21 protein-coding genes and 1 tRNA gene are annotated in these 21,118 nt (G+C 65.5%); 16 read left to right on the top strand and 6 right to left on the bottom strand.

Features of this window, described 5'->3' with window-relative positions:
* Positions 1–179: 179 nt before the first annotated feature.
* The 3 genes from ACWEFB_RS12660 (at position 180) to ACWEFB_RS12650 (ending at position 4,566) form a co-directional block, all read left to right on the top strand.
* Positions 180–1,508 (top strand): hypothetical protein, encoded by a 1,329-nt coding sequence (locus ACWEFB_RS12660; protein WP_452284998.1) that lies wholly within the window; start codon positions 180–182, stop codon positions 1,506–1,508.
* A 652-nt stretch (positions 1,509–2,160) separates the two neighbouring features.
* Positions 2,161–2,577 (top strand): hypothetical protein, encoded by a 417-nt coding sequence (locus ACWEFB_RS12655; protein ID WP_452284997.1) that lies wholly within the window; start codon positions 2,161–2,163, stop codon positions 2,575–2,577.
* Positions 2,578–3,621: 1,044 nt separating this feature from the next.
* A complete protein-coding gene (locus ACWEFB_RS12650) occupies positions 3,622–4,566 on the top strand; it encodes a DNA-methyltransferase (RefSeq protein ID WP_452284995.1) in 945 nt (314 codons plus the stop codon).
* Positions 4,567–4,632: 66 nt separating this feature from the next.
* On the opposite strand, the gene ACWEFB_RS12645 is transcribed toward ACWEFB_RS12650, so the two are convergent.
* Positions 4,633–5,532, bottom strand: a complete 900-nt coding sequence (locus ACWEFB_RS12645; protein ID WP_452284993.1) for a hypothetical protein — start codon at positions 5,530–5,532, stop codon at positions 4,633–4,635.
* Positions 5,533–6,206: 674 nt separating this feature from the next.
* Here ACWEFB_RS12645 and ACWEFB_RS12640 point away from each other — a divergent pair.
* Together ACWEFB_RS12640 and ACWEFB_RS12635 are read left to right on the top strand one after the other, a co-directional pair.
* Positions 6,207–7,316 (top strand): DUF262 domain-containing protein, encoded by a 1,110-nt coding sequence (locus ACWEFB_RS12640; protein ID WP_452284991.1) that lies wholly within the window; start codon positions 6,207–6,209, stop codon positions 7,314–7,316.
* Between the two features lie 6 nt (positions 7,317–7,322).
* Positions 7,323–8,003: an MAE_28990/MAE_18760 family HEPN-like nuclease gene (locus ACWEFB_RS12635; protein WP_452284989.1), complete on the top strand. Its 681-nt coding sequence runs from the start codon at positions 7,323–7,325 to the stop codon at positions 8,001–8,003.
* An 82-nt stretch (positions 8,004–8,085) separates the two neighbouring features.
* Here ACWEFB_RS12635 and ACWEFB_RS12630 read toward each other — a convergent pair whose 3' ends face one another.
* The 3 genes from ACWEFB_RS12630 to ACWEFB_RS12620 form a co-directional block, all read right to left on the bottom strand.
* On the bottom strand, positions 8,086–8,451 hold the full coding sequence (locus ACWEFB_RS12630) for a hypothetical protein (protein ID WP_452284987.1): 366 nt from the start codon (positions 8,449–8,451) through the stop codon (positions 8,086–8,088).
* A 72-nt stretch (positions 8,452–8,523) separates the two neighbouring features.
* Complete coding sequence (locus ACWEFB_RS12625; RefSeq protein ID WP_452284985.1) at positions 8,524–9,075, bottom strand: GNAT family N-acetyltransferase; 552 nt, start codon at positions 9,073–9,075, stop codon at positions 8,524–8,526.
* 15 nt (positions 9,076–9,090) lie between these two features.
* Positions 9,091–10,401, bottom strand: coding sequence for a hypothetical protein (locus tag ACWEFB_RS12620; protein WP_452284983.1), 1,311 nt, complete (start codon positions 10,399–10,401; stop codon positions 9,091–9,093).
* Positions 10,402–11,035: 634 nt separating this feature from the next.
* Here ACWEFB_RS12620 and ACWEFB_RS12615 point away from each other — a divergent pair.
* From ACWEFB_RS12615 to ACWEFB_RS12565, 11 genes are all read left to right on the top strand, one after another.
* Positions 11,036–11,362 (top strand): hypothetical protein, encoded by a 327-nt coding sequence (locus tag ACWEFB_RS12615; RefSeq protein ID WP_452284981.1) that lies wholly within the window; start codon positions 11,036–11,038, stop codon positions 11,360–11,362.
* Positions 11,363–11,533: 171 nt separating this feature from the next.
* Positions 11,534–11,833: a DivIVA domain-containing protein gene (locus ACWEFB_RS12610; protein WP_452284979.1), complete on the top strand. Its 300-nt coding sequence runs from the start codon at positions 11,534–11,536 to the stop codon at positions 11,831–11,833.
* Between the two features lie 49 nt (positions 11,834–11,882).
* The gene (locus ACWEFB_RS12605; protein WP_452284977.1) at positions 11,883–12,614 is read left to right on the top strand and encodes a GntR family transcriptional regulator; all 732 of its coding nucleotides are present in this window, start codon (positions 11,883–11,885) and stop codon (positions 12,612–12,614) included.
* A gap of 261 nt (positions 12,615–12,875) precedes the next feature.
* Complete coding sequence (locus ACWEFB_RS12600) at positions 12,876–13,106, top strand: hypothetical protein (RefSeq protein WP_452284975.1); 231 nt, start codon at positions 12,876–12,878, stop codon at positions 13,104–13,106.
* A gap of 311 nt (positions 13,107–13,417) precedes the next feature.
* Positions 13,418–13,846 (top strand): hypothetical protein, encoded by a 429-nt coding sequence (locus ACWEFB_RS12595; protein WP_452284973.1) that lies wholly within the window; start codon positions 13,418–13,420, stop codon positions 13,844–13,846.
* A gap of 164 nt (positions 13,847–14,010) precedes the next feature.
* Positions 14,011–14,238 (top strand): hypothetical protein, encoded by a 228-nt coding sequence (locus ACWEFB_RS12590; RefSeq protein ID WP_452284971.1) that lies wholly within the window; start codon positions 14,011–14,013, stop codon positions 14,236–14,238.
* A 34-nt stretch (positions 14,239–14,272) separates the two neighbouring features.
* A complete protein-coding gene (locus ACWEFB_RS12585) occupies positions 14,273–15,691 on the top strand; it encodes an FtsK/SpoIIIE domain-containing protein (protein ID WP_452284969.1) in 1,419 nt (472 codons plus the stop codon).
* Positions 15,688–16,482, top strand: a complete 795-nt coding sequence (locus ACWEFB_RS12580; RefSeq protein ID WP_452284967.1) for a DUF2637 domain-containing protein — start codon at positions 15,688–15,690, stop codon at positions 16,480–16,482. Before ACWEFB_RS12585 ends, ACWEFB_RS12580 begins: the two co-directional genes overlap by 4 nt.
* Positions 16,483–16,577: 95 nt before the next feature.
* Positions 16,578–18,311 (top strand): replication initiator, encoded by a 1,734-nt coding sequence (locus tag ACWEFB_RS12575; protein WP_452285148.1) that lies wholly within the window; start codon positions 16,578–16,580, stop codon positions 18,309–18,311.
* Between the two features lie 21 nt (positions 18,312–18,332).
* Positions 18,333–18,518 carry a helix-turn-helix transcriptional regulator gene (locus ACWEFB_RS12570; protein WP_452284965.1) on the top strand — a complete coding sequence of 62 codons (186 nt, stop codon included), beginning with the start codon at positions 18,333–18,335 and terminating at the stop codon, positions 18,516–18,518.
* Positions 18,515–19,900, top strand: coding sequence for a tyrosine-type recombinase/integrase (locus ACWEFB_RS12565; protein WP_452284963.1), 1,386 nt, complete (start codon positions 18,515–18,517; stop codon positions 19,898–19,900). Before ACWEFB_RS12570 ends, ACWEFB_RS12565 begins: the two co-directional genes overlap by 4 nt.
* Before the next feature lie 198 nt (positions 19,901–20,098).
* On the opposite strand, the gene ACWEFB_RS12560 is transcribed toward ACWEFB_RS12565, so the two are convergent.
* Positions 20,099–20,171: transfer RNA gene (locus ACWEFB_RS12560), tRNA-Arg, on the bottom strand.
* A gap of 340 nt (positions 20,172–20,511) precedes the next feature.
* Positions 20,512–20,946, bottom strand: a complete 435-nt coding sequence (locus tag ACWEFB_RS12555) for an NUDIX hydrolase (protein ID WP_452284961.1) — start codon at positions 20,944–20,946, stop codon at positions 20,512–20,514.
* Positions 20,947–21,118 lie beyond the last annotated feature (172 nt).

Genomic DNA, 21,118 nt, shown 5'->3' with positions numbered 1-21,118 from the left:
GGTTCGCCCGGCGGCAAGGACCTTCGCCCGTCCCCCGGAAGCCCCAGACACCCTGTCGCCCGTCGTCCTGCGCGATGAGGGCCGGCTTGTCAGTCTCCTGCCGCCGCCCCTATTCTCGCGGTTGATTCGGTCAGTGATCTTTACCGTTGCGACACGGCTCAATGATGGGTGGCGGCAGGGTGCGCGTTTCGATCGACCGTGGCTGGGTGCTGCGCTGGGCCCCGGCCGGGCTGGCGCTGGCGTTCGTGCTTCTCCAGTTAATCGGGATGCGCCAAGAGGCCGCATACAACGATTCGTACCGGTACGGCATGCTGACGATGAAGATCCTCGGCGCTTCCGAACAGGAGGCGCACGACGAGTCCATCCGGATGATCTGCAAGCGGGGTGCACTGGGATACGAACAGGCACGCACGCTGCACCCGGTGCAACTGTTCACGAACCCACCCATGCTCGACAGCTCGTACGCCGACTGTGTCCGGAGCGTCCCGACCGCCGACGGCTTCACCCCGAACTCCCCGCGCTACCAGGCGATCTTCGAAAACCGGTACGGATATCCCCTGATGTCGGCACCCCTGGTAAAGGTCCTCGGCCTGGAACGGGGGATGTTCCTCACTGCCTGGCTGATTGCCGCCGGAGCCGGACTGATGGTCTTCCTGCTTCTCCGGCTGTTCGGGGCCACCCGTGGGGTGGCACTCGTCGGGCAGGTGCTCTTCTACGTGCTCCCGGTCGGCTACTGGTCGGCCCGAACCCTCGCCGAGGGATCGATGGTGCTGACGACCCTGATCACCATCGCCGGTGCGTGGTTCCTCCTGCAACGGAACATCAAACTCGGACTGGCCCTCGTCGTCGGCGGCCAACTGCTCGGATTCCTGGTCAAGTTCTCGCAGGTCACCATGCTGAGCCTGACCCTGGTCGCGGCCGCAGTCGGCATCTGGCTGTTCGACCGGCAGCGCCGTCACCTCGGAACCGTGCTGCTCGCCGTCAACTCGATCCTCGTACTGGCGGTCAGCCTCCTCGTACCCAAAATCCTTGGTTGGCCCGGGTTCAGTGAGTCCCTCCAGGACACGTTCACCGAACACTTCGCCAACCCCGACGTGGATGTGCCGTGGTACCGGTTCGTCATGTTCAACAAGGCGTACTGGACGTGGTTCGTCCAGGAGCAGGGCAACCGGCCACTCCTGCTGGTCGCCATCATCGTCGGCGCGGTGGCACTGTGGCGGTGGCAGCGGTCCGTGGCACTGCTGGTCGTCGCGGCGGGCATGACCGGCATCGCGACCGAGGTCGCCCACCCGATGTGGGGCGAGTTCGACCGCCTCTACACCCCCGTATGGGTGATCGCGGCCATCGGCCTGCCACTGGTCTGGTCCCTGGCAGAACGGCGACGGTCAGCGGCCGGGGCAACATCGGTTTCGCGAGTGCCGGCGGAGGAGGCACCGGCCCCTGCAGAGCCCAACCCGGAGCGGGAGTCAGTGACCAGCGGGGCACCGCCCGGACGAACCGAGCTGTAGACGGATCGGGATTCACGGAAGAAGCTTCGGAGCACGGTGGCCGAGGACGGCTGCGGCGGTCGTCGGCGCGAGGTGGCGCTCCCCAGCTCACCTCGCGCCCAAATCGTCGCCGTAGCAATCCGGTCCTGTCGCGATGTCGTCCCAGTCCGGCCGGCGATACCAGGGCCTCTCGGCCGCCTCCCACCACGGCACAGGCGTCATCGCGCCAAGGCGGTACCGAGAGCGGCTCTAGGATCCGCTGATGCGATACCTGACGCGGTCGTTCACCCTGAGCGCCCTACGGCGCACGTCGCCGACGAGGCAGAGGCCATCGCGTACGCCGAAGGCCTTGCCGGCGCGCATCCCGATCGCTGGGTCAACTCCGGCATGACAGGTGCGGAGTACGCAGATCTCGTCCGTTCCCGACGCCCCCACGCCTAGGAACGGCACCGTCAGTTCGGAGAACCGTTTCCGACTGTCCAGATACGTCCGTTACGCCTGGTCAACGGTCGGGTAGCGGTGGCCGAAGCGGCATGGCAGTCGATCACTTAGCCGCGAATGCGGGCGGCCACCCTCGCGATCGTCACGGCACTGCGGCGTACGGCTCGGGGTAGGCACCTACCGAAAAAGCCTGCCATGATCAGACCCCGGACCGGCCAGGTGGGGGGACACCATGGAGCAGGGGGCGGTACGCCGAGACCAACTCCGTCTGAGCCGCATCGCGCCTGTCGCGCTGGTCCTGGCCGTGCTCGCGTCGTGTGCCGGCCCGGTGGTGGTCTTCCGGGCCTACAACATGTGCGATGTCGGCGTGAACGCGACGGCGAACATGGGGCTGATGCTGATGGCGCCGGTGCTGCTCCTCACCCACGTAGTGGCCCTCGCGGTCGGATATACCCTGCTCCGTCGATGGATTGCACCGGGCCGGGCCTGGGTCGCGTCAGCCGTTCTCATCAGCGTCATTGTGGTCGCCGCCGTCTCGTGGGCGTACTTCGCGCTGGCCGGTCTGCCGCTACAGAACGCCCTGTGCCCGGCAGGTGAGCCTCCATGGTGGCCAGACTGGGTTCCTCCGCGCCATGACGTCTATCCATGATCTTGGCCCGCTGCAGCCGACTGGGCGGCAGATGACGAGCACCGCCAGCAGCCGACACGAGCCGGCTTGTGCCGCGCCCTGAACGCCGTCACAAGCGCTGCTGCTGCGCGGTTCACTCCTTGGACCTGCCGCTCAAGTCGTACGTGAATTGCATCGACGGAGACTGGAGCCAGGTTCAACGAACGGGTGGCCAGGGCACTGTCGGCATGACGATCAGCGGTAGGGTCCGACAGGCCGTGGCTGACGCTGCGGCCTCTCACGTTTGCGCTGTCTGAGCTGCATCAACACTGCCCCACAGCGCTTCAAGATCATTGCACGTGTTTTGCGCGACCACCGTCAGACGGTGGCTACAGGCGGCCTACGACTGCCTACGAGATCAGATCGACCGGCGGGCATTCCTGCTGGTCAGGTGACGTTTTGCTGATCTTCGAGGTGCCCCCGGCAGGATTCGAACCTGCGACACACGGTTTAGGAATGGACTACAGCTCAGGCTGCCACAACGGCATCTCCCTGCGATAACGCATCAGAGAGAGGTGCAGCAACCCAAGATCAGTCCGTGCCGGGTCCGCGCCCTGGCTAGTTGCGGGCTGCGGGCTCCCGAGGACGGCCGGAGGCCGCCCGCAGGGCGGTCCGCAGCCCAACTACTTGGGCTGGACACAGAATCCGTACAGGTCTACTCGTCCATCTCTCACCTGGCCGTAAGCCCGATCCCCGCTCTGACCGGGTCGTCGATCGGTCAGCCCTCGGCAACTTTGCTCCTCACACGTTGCCTCCCGACAGCCCGGCGACAGCCGGAGATCACCAGAGCACGGCCTGACTCTAAGATCATCAGAACCGGGTGCTCGTTGCTACCCGGTTCTGGCTGGGCTCCGTGAGGACGCGAAGGGGTTGCCTGCGTAGGAGTTGGTCCAGAGCGAGGAGCCCACCGGGGGCACATGCCTTGCTATCGACTCCCCACGCCGCTCGACCCCAGCTAGTGATGCTGTCAACCTCACGGCCCCGCCAAGGCTGCCCTGAGCAGCCATGACCCTTAGGATTCATGCCATGACGACTCAGCAAGACACCGAGTCATCAGCCGGTCACGCTATGGCTGAGGTTCGCGAAGGAGATGCATACGACCTCTTAGCCAAGTTGGCACCGGAATCGGTCGATCTGATCATCACCTCCCCTCCGTATTGGGGACTCCGCACATACGGGCAGAGTCATAACGAGAACATTCTGGCCGAATGGAAAGCCGAGGGTGGCGACCAGGACACGACACCACCCTATGATTGGTACAGGCTACATGGGGGATCTTTGGGTCTAGAACCACTGCCAGAGTGGTTCGTAGACCATCTGGTCGAGATCTTCCAAAGAGGCTCATTTGCCCTAAAGCCCGGCGGCAGCCTATGGGTAAACATCGGAGACACCTATTTCGCGCGTTGGTCCAGCATCCGCATGGATGGCCGGCAAGGACTCGGCGACAACCCGCGGGCGCGGCGCAAGACTCCGATGGGTGGCTTCCGCCAGGAAAAGCAGCTTCTACTCATTCCTGCAAGATTTGCCATCGGCATGCAGAGCGTGCGTTGGATCCTGCGAAATGATCTGATCTGGGAGAAGCGCAACGTACCACCTCGCCCCGAGAAGGATCGCCTGCGTCTTGCACACGAACACTTCTTCCACTTCGTGAAGCGACCCAAGGAAGGGCGACCGAAGTACTACTACGACATCTCTGCGGTTGAGTCCGGCGCACGGGATGTCGTCACCGTGAACGTACGGGCTGGTTCGGACGGACACTCAGCTACGTTTCCAACCGAGCTAATTCGGCCTAGAATTGTGAGCTCAAGCCCGCAAGGCGGCTTGGTACTGGATCCATTTTGTGGCACTGGACGCGCATTGACCGTAGCGGTTGACAATGGGCGCAGAGCTTTGGGTTTTGAAATGGCACCAACATTTTTTGCAGCAGCCAAAGCGAATGTTGCGGCAATTCAAGGAACCCTGGAGATGTAGTAGCACCTGACTCGGAACGGCCTGGAGGACTGCCACTTGTGGCGGGTTACCTCCAGGCCGTTACTGCTACCTCTCCGACTTCATGCGAACCTTATCAATAAAGTCGGACCTTAGGTACTCGGTCACTGCACGACTTGACGTCAAGGCATTGAGGTAATTGGGCAGCGTAGTTCGGACCGCTTCACGGAAGCGGAACGCAAGCCTCCCATCTAATTCCCGAGTGCCATCGTAGTCGAAGCTCGCGAACGTTATGTCCCACTCATGACCAACAGGGACCGGGTCGAAGTCAACCCTGGCCCGTAGTTGCTCAAGGATTCGATGCTGGGCAACTACGTAGAGCGGAACATTGATCTGCTTGAAGTACTCGCCCTTCACCGCAACCTGCGTTCCCAGACGCTTGTATACGTTCCCGACGTTCACACCGTAGTCAATCGTGTCGCGCCGATTCTTCTCTTTGGCAGCTTCACTGAAATACGAGCGCCACTCCGACGTCTGACCATCTTCCCATGCACGCCACGCCGGCCCGACTCCGCCTCCGCGGAGGTCGATCGCTTGAGCCTCGATAGCTACCAGGTCGACACCCTCTTGCGCCTTCGCATCTTCTTTGAAGGCAACAAAGTCGATGTTCAGCTTAGGCTTAGCAATTGCAGTCACCTCGGGAACGACGGTGACGTCTGTCGTATTGAAATGATCCATGAGCACCCAATCAACCGGCTCGCCATCAAGTCGGTGATCGCACACGGCATACGTGTGTGGTACGCCCTTGTCCCACTCCGCGGCGTACGTGACCGAGCAGTATCCATAGGTGTACTGAACGTACTTCTCGCATCGGTTACCGACGAAAGGACAGGCCCGGTCTTGCCACGTTTCCTTCGCTCCGGGGGAGGTGCTGTCGTGTGGGAAGCCGAATGCCTCGACGATCGGGAACAGGCTTCCGCGGGGTACTCTCTGCCTCGGTGTGGTCACGCCCCACCATAGCTAGATCGGTGGTCGAGGACGCAGACGCACCAAGGCGAGGGTTTGCGATCTTGCCCTAGGATCGCCGAAGACAACGCCAGGTGTACGGCGCGTCACTCCAGCGATGCGAGGGCAAGCCAGTCCCGGGGTTGGACTGGCGCGGCAGCCGGAAGCCCCCAACCCGGTCATAGATCCGCAGGCGGGCTTCCGTACCACGCATGGTACAGCGGAGGAACCGGGCGATCTTTGCACCAACAGCCGCGACGTGCCTTGGATCCTGTGCGCGACGCAGCTCCACACGTCTCTACGGTTCCCACCGCGGTGGACGCGGACGCACCGGGCCGTGCGCCCTGCGTCACGCGGAGCGTGGCGCCTTGATCCTAAAGAGAGCGTTTCGGCAATCTGCCCGGCGGCCTTGGTGTCGCGCCCCGGCAGCTCTGGCACCCTGCGCCCCACAGACGAAGTCACTAGGTCGTCGGTATGCCGCACCGTCGCCGCAACGCCTGCACCTGCCGTGACACTGTGGCTACCTTGACACACTGGTACACGAAGGAACGGACTGAATCGATGGTCCGGCTAGGGATGACCACCCTGTCCTAGCCATGCGGTCAATTCCGAAGTATGGTTCAGGACTAAGGTTTGAGTGATAGCGCGAGCCCTTGAGATTCGAATGGAGTTACCGAATGAGTCTGGAGCAAGAGGTAGACCAGAATCGCCAGAGCATTCGGTCCGACGGCTATCAAATGTCGATCGGCGAAGTGGCTAACCTCTATCGAGATGGCGAAATCATTATTCGGCCAGAGTTTCAGCGCTTGTTTCGATGGTCGATTGAACAGCAATCCCGGCTAATTGAGTCCATCCTTTTAGATATTCCTCTTCCAACCATTTTCGTGGCCCAACGAGAAGATGGGGTTTGGGAGGTGGTTGATGGACTACAACGACTTTCGACAATTCTTCAGTTCATGGGCGAACTCCATGACGCGGCGACCGGCGAAATGAGACCCCCGACGACGCTCGTCAAGACGAAATACTTGACCAGACTTGAGGGTGCCACGTTCTCGGATGGAAGCAATCCCTTTCCAAACTCACTCAGGATCAGCTTCAAGCGGGCTCGACTGGACTTCAGAATTCTACTCAAGGAGAGCGATGATACAGTCAAGTATGAAGTTTTCGATCGCCTGAACAGCGGAGGAACGCCAACCTCTCCTCAGGAAGTACGGACGGCGCAACTTCTCATGGCAAATCCTCGTTTCTATGATTGGCTCGACGCATTGCGCAAGCACGGCGGCTACGAAGACTGCGTACCGCTCACGGAACGCCAACTTGCTGAGCAATACGATTTGGAACTGGTTGTCAGGTATCTTGTTTTCAGCAATAGCGCCCCTGCGGAACTCCGGTCGTTTGCGGATGTCGATAGCTTCCTTACGGATAAATCCCTCCAATTTGCGCAGGATTCAGACTTTGCCTTCGGCGACAAAGAGCGGGAGTTTAAGGATTTGTTCGATGTCCTTGGGGCGCTTGGGCCCGAGGTCTTCCGTCGCTACAACAGACCCAAGAACAAGTCCGCTGGAGCGTTTAGTGTTTCAGCCTTCGAAGCGGTCACTCTAGGTGTCGCGGCGAACTTGAGCGACTGGCTTGAGGTGCCACAGTCGGATCGCCCCGATAGGCTTAAGGTTAGGGTTTCGGAGCTATGGAACGACGCGGAGTTTAACAAGAACTCCGGCGCAGGAGTGCGCGCAACGACAAGGATACCAAAGATGGGTCCAATTGGCTCGCGAATCTTCATCCCCTGACGCGTCATGGCCCTAAGGACGCTTGACCAGTTAGAGGCGGCTCTGACCGAGGAGCTGAAGTGGCGAACGCGTGAGATTCACCAATGGGAGGCAGTGGCTCGGTCAGTCCGACCCCACGAACTGCCGGCAATCCTGAGGGGAGGCCTAGGAATCCTGTATGGGCATTGGGAGGGCTACGTTAAGGCGGGAGTCGCGATGTACCTCGAATATGTCGCGAAAAAGGGACTTGCCGTGTCTCAACTGCGGCCTGAGCTGGCGGCGGTCGCACTTCGGGGATTGCTTGGCTCTGGCGAGACCTCCAAAAAATCGTCAGATCACACGAGGATTGTGCTTGCCATACGCGAGGAGGCCGGTGCGCCCGCCCGCCTTCCTTACGACCAGGCGATGATCCGCACCTTCTCCAACCTAAACTTTGACCGCTTCGAGGACATCATGCATTCAATCGGTTGCGACGCATCCCGCCACGAGATTCACCGTTCGCTAATCGATTCTAGGCTCCTAAAGAACCGCAATTCCATTGCACATGGGCGCGAGCAGTATGTCGAGTTGGAAGACTGGAAGACGATTCAGGAGCGAGTGTTTCTAATACTCTCTGACGTTAGAACGCAGGTCTCTAACGCTGCCGCTACCATGTCGTACCTGAGATCCGCTCCAACCGTTCCTGCACCACGGCCGATGTCGGACTAGCAGCACCGGCGATGGTGTCCAACGGACACGTGTTCAGTTGGTCGATCCTAGTTGAGGTACCTCGCGTACCCGGTCCGCATAATTATTGGCGTCGGCCAGTCGCGCGTCCGAGCCGTTCTACGGCGGCATAGATGGCTTGTTCGTTGCCGGGGCGGCTGGGACGCCATTCATTGAGGATGGGGCGAATGGCGTCGACCATGACGACCAGGCTGTCCTGGTGTACTGGATCTGGCAAAGCGTCGAGTTGAGCGGCGGCGTCGACTGTGACGTTGTACCGACGCCGGTTAATTTCGTCGTCATGCCAGGCCGGGGACCCACGCCATTGCTCTACGCGGGCAAGGACCTCGGTCGTGTACTCACGGATGGTGGCGGCTCGCTGCTGGGGCGTGGGTGCCTCGGGCTGGCGTGCGCTAGGGCCGTCGTCAGGTGGCGTGGCTGTGTCGCGCATGTCGCGATGGTACAGACGCGGGGATGCCAACCGATCTTGTCGGTGATGGTCAGCGGTGCTGGGTCAGCGGCGTTACGACTCGCCCTGGCTGGCGGTCCATTCGGTGGTGAGGATGGAGTAGAGCAGGGAGTCTCGCCAGGCGCCGTTGGTGAAGACGTGGTCGCGTAGGCGACCTTCGTGCTGCAAGCCGAGCCGGGTCGCGACGGCAATGCTGGCCCCGTTGTCGGGGCCGATGGCGGCGGTGATGCGGTGTAGGCCGAGCTGGTGGAAGCCGTACGTAATGAGGGTGCGGGCGGCGTCGGTGGCGTAGCCGTGGCCCCAGTGGTCGGCGTTGATGGCGTACCCGAGTTTGGCGGCCTGGTGGCCGGTGAGGCCGAGCCGGGCGAACCCGATCATGCGGTCGTCCCGGTCCGCTACCGCGAGGAAATACTCGGTACGTGGGTTGAGTTGGGCTCGTTCTATCGCGCCGCTGATCATGGCAGCGGTGGTGGCTTCGTCTCGGCTGTCGTAGGACAGCCATCGGGTGACCCGGTCGTCGCCGTTGATGGCTAGAGCGTCGGCCACATCGTCAGGCCGGAATTCGCGCAGCTTGACGGCGTGGCCGGTCAGTGTGACGGGGTACATGTCGCCGATCTTGCCCTATCGCGGGAGGGCGTTGGCGGGGGTGTGGGTGAAGTGCTCGATGCCGTCGATGAGGTCGCGGGCGTCGCTGGCGAGTCCGGCGCGGGTGACGGCCTGGTGGACGCGGCGAACGGAGTGCACGATCCCGTTGATCCGCCGCTCGGCGGGGAGTTCCAGGACGGGGGCGAGAGCTTCGGCGGCGGCGCCCAGGTCGCGGCTGGCGATGCGGGCAATGGCGAGGTCGGCGTGTGATCCGGCCTGGTCGCCGAAGGCCCATGAGGGGTCGTGCGGGTCGGCGTACGCGTTGACGGCCTGGGCGGAGTAGTCCGCGGCTGCGGCTGCCTCGCTGGGGAGCCAGGCGAGGGCGTCGGCTGCGTAGTAGAGGGTGCGGGGCTGGTTGAAGGTGCAGATGCCGCCCATGGCGTCCATCTCGTCGGGGCGTACCCGTGACCAGGACTGCTCGGCCTCGGCGATCGCGGCTTTGGCCTGCTCGGCGTTGCCGAGGGCAGCGTAGGCGCGGGCGGCGCTGATCGGGAGCCAGACAGCGGAGGTGCCGCCGGCCTGGGCGGCGTACTCGCGGCCGGCGTCGGCGTAGCGGACGGCTTCGGCGTACCGGCCTGCCCAGTAGGCGACGAGGGATTGCATGCCGCGTAGCCAGGCTTGCAGGCCGGGGTGGCCGGCTTGCTCGGCGCAGAGTACGGCGGTGCGGGCTTGGAGCATCGCGGAGTGCGGGTCGGCCAGGTCGTGCGAGACCTTGGCGAGCAGGCCGCTGGTGATGCCGGCGAGGAAGTTCAGGTCCCGTGACTGATCCGGCGGTTGCCGGCGCTCCAGGAGGGTGAAAAGGGTGTCCTGGGTTTCGGCCAGGTCGCCGATGACCTCGTTGACCGGTCGCTGCGGGTAGGCCAGGGCGAGGCGCTGCACGTCTTCGGCGAGCTGCTGGATGGCGGCGGGGGTGGTGGCTTCGGCGGCAAGCATGGCGTACTGGCGGGCGCGTTGAGCGGCCATGGCGAGGATGTTCCTTTCTGGACCAGTACCGGGCAGCGCCAGGGCGGCGGACTTGACCGGTGCGGCGGAGGGGCGGTCGGCCGTCCAGGGAAGCTGCAACTCTTCGACGGGCTTACCGAACAGGGCCTGCAACGCGCGGCGGGTGGCCGGGGTGGAGTCGGCCAGTTGCCGTTCACCGCGTGCGAGGCGGCCGAGGTGCCGGGCGCTGATCGCCGCGCGGGAGTCGTGCCGGGAGAACTCCTCGGCCAACTCCTCGTACGTGCGGTCGCTCTGCTGGATCAGATGCTCCAGCATCGTGCGGGGTTCGCGCCGGTCTCGGGCCATCGGTGTCGCCTCTCTGGATGGGCTTACTGCCTACGCTCGCCTACGTAGGTCCTGCCATCAATGCATGTCCCTCTGATGTCCGTCCGAGGTCCCACAGCGGTCCGGTACCAGGCCCTCGATGGGTCCATATTGACGGATACACGATCACTGCATGAATCGCTCGCATGACGTACCGCTCAGTGATTCGAGGTTATCGCGCGCCGGTCGGGGCGTCGGTCCGTCGATCTCCGCACCCGTACCCATGTTCCCGCCGGTCCGCCGTGGACCGGCGGTTGCCTGTCACCCCCTGGGCGTTCGGCTACGGCCGCAGCCGGTAGAGCCGGTCGGGTCGGCCGAGCCTGGACCGGGCTCGTGTGAGGCGTGCGGTGGGCGGGGCTGGAAGCTGGCGAGTCCTCGTCGGTGGTTGCGCGCTCCTGACGATCCGCAACGCCTACGGCGGCGACCATGCCCGGACTGCGGCGGTACGGGAGAAAACACGCCGAGTGCGCCGATCGTGGACGAGGCGCATTCCGGTTGAGCCGGCGCCGGGGTGGGTGCTGGGTAGGTGACCCGTCTGACGAAGGCAATCGACAGACAAGGCATTGGTCCCCGCCCGCCTCGGCGCCTTCCATCTCGGCGAGTAGGAGGCAGGGGCGTGGTGCCCGAACCGGGTGACGTACTGCGGATAGGCGCGGCGGCATCGGTCCAGTTCGGCGGCGCCAGCGCCATCGTCTTCCGCGTCACGGTCGTCTCGAAGCAGCCGACGTACGACGGCTGGGTTTGGCTTCACGGATACGTGCTCGACCGGAAGGGCGAGGCGACCGAGAAACGGGAGATCTTCGTGCAGTACGACGGGCTGCACCTGCTCGCTCGCCCACACAAGCCAGCGCAGGCCGCCAACCGGCCCGGCGTTGTCGCGGCAACACCCGGCAGAACAGCCGTACGGCGCCCGGCCGGGCCAACAACCGGCATCCGCCGCTGACCTATCCGTCCGGCCTGCACATGCCGCGACGGATGACGTTCGATCGGAAGGAGTCATGATCATGGAAACGGTGGTCGGTCAGATGTCCGCCGCAGGTCCCGACCGGGCCGGCGTACCGGACCCTCGGCTTGGGGTGCCGGCGCGACCAGGTGTGGCGAGCGTCCGTGGTGGGTGGTTGTCGTGACCTCGGCGATCGGAGTCTCCCGAGCGGTCCAGCGGCTTACCCGGCTGCGGCCGGATCAGGTGCGAACCACACGGTTCGCCCGTACCCGATTCGGGCGTCGCGGCCTGGCCGAGGATCAGGTCTACGCCTTCGTCCGGCGGATGGTGGACGAGCTGGTTGCCCGTGACGCCGCTGAGGCAGGGCTGCGGGAGGAGAACATCAGGCTCAAGGACGCGCTGCGCGCATGGCACGAGGAACAGTCCCGGATCAGCAGACCCGGTAACACGGGCCGATGGACAGATCGTTAGAGGCGCAGCTAGCCTCTTGACAAGCTGACTTGTTGTCTGGGGGTGAAGTGTGCCGCTCGTAGTGGGGCAACCGAAGTACGTCGTGATCGTGAACGCGTTGCAGCAGCGCATCGAGAACGGCACCTACCCCCAAGGCGCGATGCTGCCCAGCGAAACGGAACTGGTCCGCGAGTTCGGGGCGTCCCGTCCGGTGGTCGTCCGGGCACTGGACCTCCTTCGCCAGGACGGCTGGATCGACAGCCGCCAGGGCAAGGGCCGGTTCGTACTCGGCACACCTAGGCAGGAACAGCGACGGGGCCGGGAACGCAGCTACGCCGTACTGGACGCGGTCGAGTCGGCTGACTCACAGCTCCTCGCGGCCGGGGTGGTGCCGGCGCCACCCCGTGCCGCGTCGGCCCTGCGTTTGGAGATCGGTACGTCGGTCGTCGCGCGGCGTCGCCTCGTCGTGGTCGACGAGCTTGGCCCGATCGAGTTGGGGACGGCGTATGTGCCAACGAACCTGGCCGAGGGAACCGGCGTGGGTTCGCGGGAGCCGCTGGGCGAGGGACTGTTACGGCACCTGACTACCCGCAAGGCGGTCCAGTTCGACCATGTGAGCGAACAGATCTCCGCCCGCCTGCCGGCCGGCGACGAGGCGTCGCTACTCCAGGTCGGCTCCCGCGATCCGCTGCTGACAGTGCTGCTGTCGATCTGCGACCGGACAGGTGCTCCCCTGCTGGCGGTTGACGTCTTGCTACCGGCCTCTCGTCACGAGCTGGAAGACGTGTATCCGCTGGGCTAGCTCTTTGCTGTCACGTCGGCGAGCGACAGAGCTACGTCATTCTCCCGCACGACGTGTGACGGACTTTTTCCCTTTTGGACGGCACTAGGTCCCGCTTACTCCTGTTTTGTAACCCGAGATCGCGTTGATCGTGGTGAGTGAGATTCCCACTCACGTCGTCTCGCGTGCATACTTGCGCAAAGCAGGAAGGCCTCCCTGCGCCAACAAGGAGGCCTCGAAGTCCTGCTGGCCTGCCGCGCATAACGGAAGGACGAGGACGTAGTGAGCACTCTAACGCCCGATGATCCAGACGCCGAGGAGCGCCAGCGCCACCAGCCGGATCTGTCAGTAATGCGTCTGACGTTCCTCATGGCTGGCGGGGCATTGGGTGTGGTTGTACTGCTGACGGCCCTGGGCGGCTGGGGAGGTACTGCAACCGCCGGCCTCGCTACGGTCGGCGCGATCGTCACGGCCGCGTTCGGCGTAGCTGCGCTCTACATCGGACGACGCTGACCAGTCAGCCGAGTCGACCGTGACCGAGTGAGCTTGTCTCGCTCGCGAGCCTGTCGTGCAGCAGCGACGCTAGATGGGTCATGTTCGGTTCGAAATGCGGTCGTCAGGGAGGGCGGCACGGATGTGCCGCCCTCGGCCTTGTCAACGCAACATCGCCCGTCCCCACCGCTGGCGCCTGCCCCGGCCCTCGGAAACCACGATGGACGGCCACCCAACTGGTTGACAAGTCAAGTCAACGCGAGCTACGTTCGGACTTAACAAGTCAAGTAGCCAAGTTGCTACGTTCCAGAATCGGCTAGGAGGCTGCGTTCGTGGTTCCGCTGACGTTGAAGGTGCCGGTCCCGTCCGAGTACGTCTTCCCCTCCGGGGCGCTCTGCCTCGGTGTCGACGCGCAGATCGATTTCGAGCGGCGTGGTGAGCAGGACAACCAGGCGAGGGACAAGGAGACCGGTGAGCGGGTGTGGGTGGTGCGGGTGATGGATCTGGACCCGGAGGCTGGGAAGTTCGGTCGCCCGACTGAGGTGAAGGTGAAGGTCATCGGGGCGCATCAGCCGGTTCCGCCGCCGTCGATGGTGCCGGGTTACCCGCCGGCTGTGCAGTTCGAGGGTCTGACCCTGACCCCGTATGTGGATTCGCAGCGGTGCAAGTCGTCGGGCCAGTGCAAGGCGCGGATGGCGTACTCGCTGCGCGCTACGGCGATCGTCCCGGCCGTGGTTGCCGCTGTGCCGGCTGCTGCCTGACCGCTTCTCTGTTGTTCGCGGGGCGGGCCGTTTCCCCGCCAAGAGTCCCGGCCCGTCCCGCGTGTGACCTCACCCCTCAAGTTGAAGGAGGGCCTGGTGCCCACCGTAGTTCGTGCTGCCCGAAAGTCGCCGCACCCCCTGTCCCTCGTCGGGCGGTGGTCGTGATGCGCCGCCTCCTCTCCCGCTGGTCGCGGGACCTCACCCGCGCCGTCGTCAACGTGTTCCGCCGGCTGCTCGGGATGCCGGCCGCGCCGCTGCTGGTCGATGAGATCCGCTGCCCGCGTTGCCTGTGCTGGGTCGCGCCGCACCGGTTCGACCTGGTCCACATGGCATGCCGGACCTGCCATGCCACGCTCGCCCGCCCCGGACGTGGGGGTGACCTGCTGTGGTGACCCGCGCTCCTGCGACGGCCAGGGGTGACCGCTGATGCCGTTGATCAACGTGATTCCGGGGGAAAAGATCCCGGTCGCGCCGATGAACGTCCGGCTACCCGCCTGGCGGATCCCCGGTTGGCTCCTGGTTGTCTGGTGGCTGCTGCGGGGCCTGGTTCGGCTCACGGTCCTCGCGGTTCGCTACTGGTGGATCAGCGGCCCGTCCAGCTTTGTGTGGTGGGTGTGGGCGTCCTACGGCTGGCCAACCCTCGTCACCGTCATCCTCGGCATCACGGCGGCTTGCGTCGCGTGGTGGCGGTGGCATCCGGCATCGTGGTTGCGGTTCGGGTGGTACCCGGTCCTGGCCCGGTGGCGGCGGCTGTGGGTGTACCGGCGAGGCTGGGCCTCGATCATGGCTACCTGTGGGCTGGCTACCGCGTTCGCCGGTGACCGGTACGTGCCGCTGCTGCTGTCGGTGCGGTGTGACCGGTACGGCGACCGGGTGACGGTACGGATGCTGCCCGGCCAGATCCCCGATGACTGGGGCAGGGCGGCGGAACGCCTCGCGTACGCGTTCCGGCTCCGGGAGGGGCGGGCGCGGTCAACGAGCAGGCCGGATCGGGTGGTGCTGCACTTCCGCCGCCGTGACCCCCTCGCGGGCATGGTCGTACCGCTGCCGGTGCCGCAGGTACCGGACTTCACCAACCTGGCACTCGGTGTGCGGGAGGACGGGGACCCGTATTCGCTGCGGCTGGCTGGCACGCATGTGCTGATCGCGGGGGCGACGAACTCGGGCAAGGGGTCGGTGATCTGGTCCCTGATCCGTTCCCTCGCGTCCGGCATCCGCTCGGGTCTGGTGGAGCTGTGGGCGTTCGACCCGAAGGGCGGGATGGAACTCGCCGCTGGGGCGCCGTTGTTCGCCCGGTTCGCCTACGACGACCCGGACAGCATGGCCGGTGTCCTCGAAGAGGCCGTGAAGCGCATGCGCCTACGGGCGGCCCGGCTGCGTGGTGTTTCCCGTCAGCACACCCCGACCGTTGACGATCCGCTGTTGGTGATCGTGGTGGACGAGCTGGCCGCGCTCACCGCCTACCTGACCGACCGGAAAGTCCGCGACCGCATCCGCGAAGCCCTCGGCCTGCTCCTGTCGCAGGGCCGGGCGGTCGGAGTGCATGTGATCGCGGCGTTGCAGGACCCGCGCAAGGACGTGTTGCCGTTCCGGGACCTGTTCCCCACCCGGATCGCGTTGCGGATGACCGAGCCGGAGCAGGCGGACATGGTCCTCGGCGACGGTGCCCGCGACCGAGGCGCGGTCTGCGACCAGATCCCCGAAGCGACCCCCGGTGTCGGGTTCGTCGTCCTCGACGGCGTCCGCGAACCCGTCCGCGTCCGCTTCTCCTACCTCACCGACACCCACATCAACGACCTCGCCCGCACCTACCGGCGACACACCGACGAGCAGGAGCAGGCGTGAGCGCCACCGTGGCAAAGTCGCGAACCGAGCGGGTGGAGGGCGTGGTCCTGGTCCTCATCCTCCTTGTCGTCGGCGGCCTGGCCGGGGCGGCGTCGTTCACCCACGTCCACGACTGGACCATGACGAACTCACCCGCTGGTACCGGGGACTGGTTCGGGTGGGCCAACGCCGCGATCTCCGAACTGATCCCGCTCGCGGCGCTGCTGACGATCCGGCGTCGGCGACGGACCGGCGGGCCGATCGGCTACCCGATGTTCCTCCTCGTGTCCGCGGTGGCCCTGTCGCTGTCGGCGCAGCTCGCGGTCGCGAAACCGGGCCTGTCCGGGTGGCTGATCTCTGCCGTCCCCGCCCTGGCCTTCCTCGGCCTGTCGAAACTCGTCCTGTCGGTGAAACCCGAACCGGCGTCCCCTGCGCCGTCCCCTGCCCTGGCAGGTGAGGACGGGCAGGACGGTGATCGTCCCGAACCCGTACCCGCCCAGGTCAACGCCCAGGATGAGCATGACGTCCGGGACGGCGACACGGACGGTGGGGACGACGACCAGGTGGTCACCGTCGACCTGGTCCAACTCGCCCGGCAGTACGCGGCCGAGCATCGGGCGGCGACCGGGCGGCAGATCACTCGCGATGAACTCCGGGCCGTCCTGCGGGTCGCCAACGGGACGGCGTCCGAACTCCTGCGCCTGGTCCGGGAGTCCGAACGTCCCGCCCTGGTCCCTGTCCCGGCTGCCGCGTTCGCGTCCCGCAACGGCACCTCGTACACCCCTTCGGCACCCTCGGAGGCCACCCCGTGACCCAACTCGAACTGCAACTCGCCCCCGCCCCAGGCAAGCCGACACCCGGCCCCACCCTCGCGGCTGAGATCCGGCCGGGATCGCGGGCGGACCGGATGCGTCGACCGCTCGCCAAGGACGCGCTCAAGCAACTCGCGGAACAGCACGGCGTCTGCGTCCGCCCCCTTCCCCTCCGCCGCACCGACGTCGTGACCGGGCTGACCGAGGTCGTAGAGGTCCCGTGCGGGGCAACCCTCGCCGTGAAGTGCAAGCCCTGCGCCGAACGAAACCGCAGGCTGCGGATCCAGCAGATCCGGGAGGGCTGGCACCTCGCCGACGAACCCGCCATCCGCCCCGAACACCCCACCGAAGACGTCCTCGCCCTGGTCCGAGTCCGGGCACACATGGAGTTCGAACGCGAAGCACTCCAGTACGAACCCATGCACCCCGACCAGCGGGCAGCCCAACTCGCCGACCTCGACGCAGGCATCGCCGAACTGGACGAGGCCCTGGGGGAGACGAACCTGCGCGGGCACCTCACCCCGAAGGAACGCGACGAGCGCCCGCGCCGAAAACGGTCAACGAAGCGGCGGCAGGACTCACCCGACCTACCTCGGCTGCCGGTGTCGCCTCGCACGGTTGGGCGTGCCTACGCCGGGAGGGCTGGCAAGACGTACCGGCCGTCGATGCTGGTGACCCTCACCCTCGGCACACACGGTGCTGTCCACTCCCACCTGCGCCGAGGCGCGTACGTCGCGCCCTGCGAGTGCGGCGACCGGCACGGCCCCTACGACGACGTGCTGAGTACGCCGGTTGACCCGGCCAGCTACGACTACCGGCGGGCGGCCTTGGACTCGATCCACTTCGCCAGGGTGCTGGACCGGTGGTGGCAGAACGTCCGCCGCGCCGCCGGCTGGAACGTCCAATACGCCGGAGCCGTCGAGCTACAACGCCGCCTCGCCCCACACGCGCACTTCGCCATCCGAGGCACCCTGCCCCGCCGACTACTCAAGGAGATCGCCGCCGCGACCTACCACCAGGTGTGGTGGCCATCGTTCGACCAACCGGTCTACAGCGTCGAGAAGCCGCCGGTCTGGGACGTCGACCAGCAGGCATACGTCGACCCCAAGACGCGCAAGCCGCTGACCTCGTGGGCCTACGCCCTGGACGACCTGGAGATCGAAGACGCACGCCCGGCGTACGTGGCCAGACTCGGGCGGATCGACGCGCGGGGGATCGAGCAGGGCACCAAGGACGCCGAGCGGTCCATCCGCTACGTGACGAAGTACGTCACCAAGGACCTGACCGACCAAGCCAAACCCCGATCCGACGCACAAAAAGCACACTTCGACCGGCTCCACGCCGAACTATCGATCCTGCCCTGCTCGCCAACGTGCGCGAACTGGCTCCTCTACGGCGTCCAACCCGACGGAGCCAAACCCGGCCTCACCCCCGGCCGCTGCACCGGCAAAGTCCACCAACGCAACACCCTCGGCTTCACCGGCCGCCGCGTACTCGTCTCCCGGCAGTGGTCCGGCAAGACCCTCGCCGACCACCGCGCGGACAACCGGGCCTGGATCCGCGCCGTCCTCGCCGGAGACATGGCCGACACCGAACAACACCACCAGGACCAGGCGACCACCGACCAACCGGAGCGGTACCGATTCGAACTCGCCCGCCCCGAAGACCCAGACGTCCTACCCCTCGAACACCGCATCCTGCGCGCCGTCTCCGCCCGAATGCGCTGGCGCTCCACCCTCGACAACGCCCGACGAGCCGCCGACTCCGCGAGGCAACACCCGCCCGGCGCGCTTTCGGCAACCACAGCATCCCTCGCCCCCGCAGCCTGACCCTCGGAGGAAACCACCCCCATGAACGACGAGCTGATGACCGTCCCCCAGGTCCTCGCCGCGCTCAACAACGTCTCCCGGCGCACCTTCTACCGCTGGCGCGAGCTGGGCATCGCACCGGAGTGCTTCAAGCTCCCCAACGGTGAGCTGCGCATCGAACGGCGGGACTTCCGGGCCTGGCTTGAGCGGCACCGGGAGGCAGCGTGAAATCGCGCTCGGTACGGATCTGGGACATCCGGCCGAACAAGAACGGCAAGAAGAAGACGTACACGGTTCGCTGGATCGTCGGCGGGCGGGAGAAGGCGCGGAACTTCGGTACGCGGGCGCTGGCGGACAACTTCCGCTCCGATCTGATGCAGGCGACCAACCGCGGTGAGGCGTTCGACCCGGATTCAGGGCTGCCCGACTCGATGGTTGAGGCAAAAAGCGCGGTGACATGGTTGGAGTTCGCGCAGTCGTACGTCTCGATGAAGTGGCCCGGGTCCGCCGCGAAGTCCCGGGCGAGCCTGGTCGAGTCGCTGGCCACGGTCACTCCCGTGCTGGTGTCCGACCTGGCCGGGCAGCCTGAGGTGGAGGAGCTGCGGCGGCTGCTCCGCGAGTACGCCTTGCCACCGGCCGCTCGGGAGTCTGAGGTGCCGGTCGAGTTGGCACCGGCTCTGCGCTGGCTGCGCCGGTCGTCGCTGCCGCTCGCCGAACTGGCCCAGGCTGCAACCGTACGGCGGGCGCTCGACGCCCTGGCGCTGACGCTCGACGGCCGGTCAGCCGCCGCGACCACGACCAGGCGGAAACGGGCCGTGTTCTACAACGCGCTTCAATACGCGGTCGAGCTGGAATCGTTGGAGTTCAACCCGATCGACAAGTTGCGGGTGCATTCCGTGCGCAAGAAGGTGAGCACGGGGGTTGACCGGCGGGTGGTGGTCAACCCGCAGCAGGGCCAGGAATTGTTGACGGCGGTGTCGTACGTCGGCCGGCGTGGCAAGGTTCGGCGGGGTGAGCGCCTGGTCGCCTTCTTCGCCTGCCTGTACTTCGCCGCGCTGCGTCCGGGTGAGGCGTTGGGGCTGCGCGAGCAGGACTGCCATCTTCCGGCAACCGGGTGGGGCCGGCTGACGCTGGTCGACAACCGGCCGCAGTCGGGCAAACGGTGGACCGACACCGGAGAGGCGCACGACCGGCGCGGGCTCAAGCACCGGGCGGAGTCGGAACCGCGGGGCGTACCGATCCCGGAGGAACTGGTGACGATCCTGCGAGAACACATCGACCGGTTCGGGGTCACCACCGACGGGAGGCTATTCGCCAGCGAGCGGGGCAATGTGGTGGCGGCTTCGACGTACTCCCGGGTCTGGGACGAGGCGCGCACCCTGGCGCTGAGCCCGGCCCAGGTCGCCTCGCCGTTGGCCGGTCGGCCGTACGACCTGCGGCACGCGGCGGTGTCACTGTGGCTGAACGCTGGTGTTCCGGCAACCGAGGTCGCCGAACGGGCGGGCCACTCGGTCGACGTGCTGTTGAAGGTGTACGCCAAGTGCATCGACGGCCAGGAGGCGACCGTCAACCAGCGAATCACGGACGCGCTGCGGGGCCAGCGTGGCTAACCTCCTGACCACGCCCACCAGTCCGGGTCTTGGGCACGCCAGCAGCCCTGACCTGGGCGGACGCCTTCAAGATCAATCCGCGAATAGTCCGTGGATGGCGACAAACGGCGGCTTCGGACGACAGTTGGCTGCATACCGCGGATCATCAACGCTGGCACGTATCTGCTGGTCAGAGCACGTTTTTGCTGATCTTCGAGGTGCCCCCGGCAGGATTCGAACCTGCGACACACGGTTTAGGAAACCGATGCTCTATCCCCTGAGCTACGAGGGCGCGAGGCTACAGGGTACCTAGCAGCAGCGGCCGGCGGGCGACAGGGACCCTCAGAATCTGTCAGCGCTGGCAGCGCCACCTGCGGATCACAACCCGACCACACGTGATCGCCGGTCAGGCCGTCAACCGCCACCACCGCGCACGATGACTCATCGCCACTCACCAACACACAACGAGCGATGAGCACACATCGTGCACACATGCAAAGATCATCAATATCAAGTGCAGTAGGTCATTTCAGAGCAGACCACACGTCGATCGGCCTGTTCCGTGCCCGATGTCCCGACCCTCCGGTGATCATGCCGCGCGACGACCTCCCTCCCGGCGCGTCGCGTCCGGGTCAGTCGAACAGTCGTCCCAGGAGCGCACCTTGGCCGGACTGCAGGATGTGCGCCGCCTCCAATGGCAGCCAGAAGCACTCAAGTCGGGTTGGCTCCTGCTGACCGTCGTGATCTTCCTGGCTCAGCCACCGCGGCGGGGCGGGCTGAGTGCACTGCAGGTGGAAGACGTGACGATGTTGAATCTCGAACCGGTACGGGCTGATGTCGTACTCAACCTCCCCAAGCTTACGAACGATCTTGAAATGCTTGAGCCCGGTTTCCTCACGGGCCTCACGCAGCGCCGCATCTTCCGGTGCCTCGCCGCAGCGGATGCTGCCCGCTGGAACCTGGATGCCCACCTCCTCGTAGCTGAAGTCAACGTGCCGGAAGACGAGCAGGCGACCGTCGCGCACGATGTAGCAGAGCACCTTTTCCTTGACGACTCTCTCGGGCATGACGTCCTCTCAGCGATGTGAGGTCGGGTCGGGTCAGCATCGCGCCAAAGGGTCAAACGCGTCGTTCGGACGGCTGGCCGCCTGACAGATGCTGTGACTGGGGGCGAGCCGGAGAAGCCGGCAATTGCCGCTAGGTGCACGGTCGATCACACCGCTGATCCCCCCTAATCCT

The sequence above is a fragment of the Micromonospora sp. NPDC004704 genome (assembly GCF_053601675.1).
This window is presented reverse-complemented; position numbering and strand designations above follow the sequence as displayed.

Coding starts and splice junctions, on each gene's coding strand:
- ACWEFB_RS12655 (WP_452284997.1), top strand. CDS start 2,161: ATGGAGCAGGGGGCGGTACGCCGAGACCAACTCCGTCTGAGCCGCATC.
- ACWEFB_RS12650 (WP_452284995.1), top strand. CDS start 3,622: ATGACGACTCAGCAAGACACCGAGTCATCAGCCGGTCACGCTATGGCT.
- ACWEFB_RS12640 (WP_452284991.1), top strand. CDS start 6,207: ATGAGTCTGGAGCAAGAGGTAGACCAGAATCGCCAGAGCATTCGGTCC.
- ACWEFB_RS12635 (WP_452284989.1), top strand. CDS start 7,323: ATGGCCCTAAGGACGCTTGACCAGTTAGAGGCGGCTCTGACCGAGGAG.
- ACWEFB_RS12630 (WP_452284987.1), bottom strand. CDS start 8,451: ATGCGCGACACAGCCACGCCACCTGACGACGGCCCTAGCGCACGCCAG.
- ACWEFB_RS12625 (WP_452284985.1), bottom strand. CDS start 9,075: ATGTACCCCGTCACACTGACCGGCCACGCCGTCAAGCTGCGCGAATTC.
- ACWEFB_RS12620 (WP_452284983.1), bottom strand. CDS start 10,401: ATGGCCCGAGACCGGCGCGAACCCCGCACGATGCTGGAGCATCTGATC.
- ACWEFB_RS12590 (WP_452284971.1), top strand. CDS start 14,011: ATGCGCCGCCTCCTCTCCCGCTGGTCGCGGGACCTCACCCGCGCCGTC.
- ACWEFB_RS12585 (WP_452284969.1), top strand. CDS start 14,273: ATGCCGTTGATCAACGTGATTCCGGGGGAAAAGATCCCGGTCGCGCCG.
- ACWEFB_RS12575 (WP_452285148.1), top strand. CDS start 16,578: ATGCGTCGACCGCTCGCCAAGGACGCGCTCAAGCAACTCGCGGAACAG.
- ACWEFB_RS12570 (WP_452284965.1), top strand. CDS start 18,333: ATGAACGACGAGCTGATGACCGTCCCCCAGGTCCTCGCCGCGCTCAAC.
- ACWEFB_RS12555 (WP_452284961.1), bottom strand. CDS start 20,946: ATGCCCGAGAGAGTCGTCAAGGAAAAGGTGCTCTGCTACATCGTGCGC.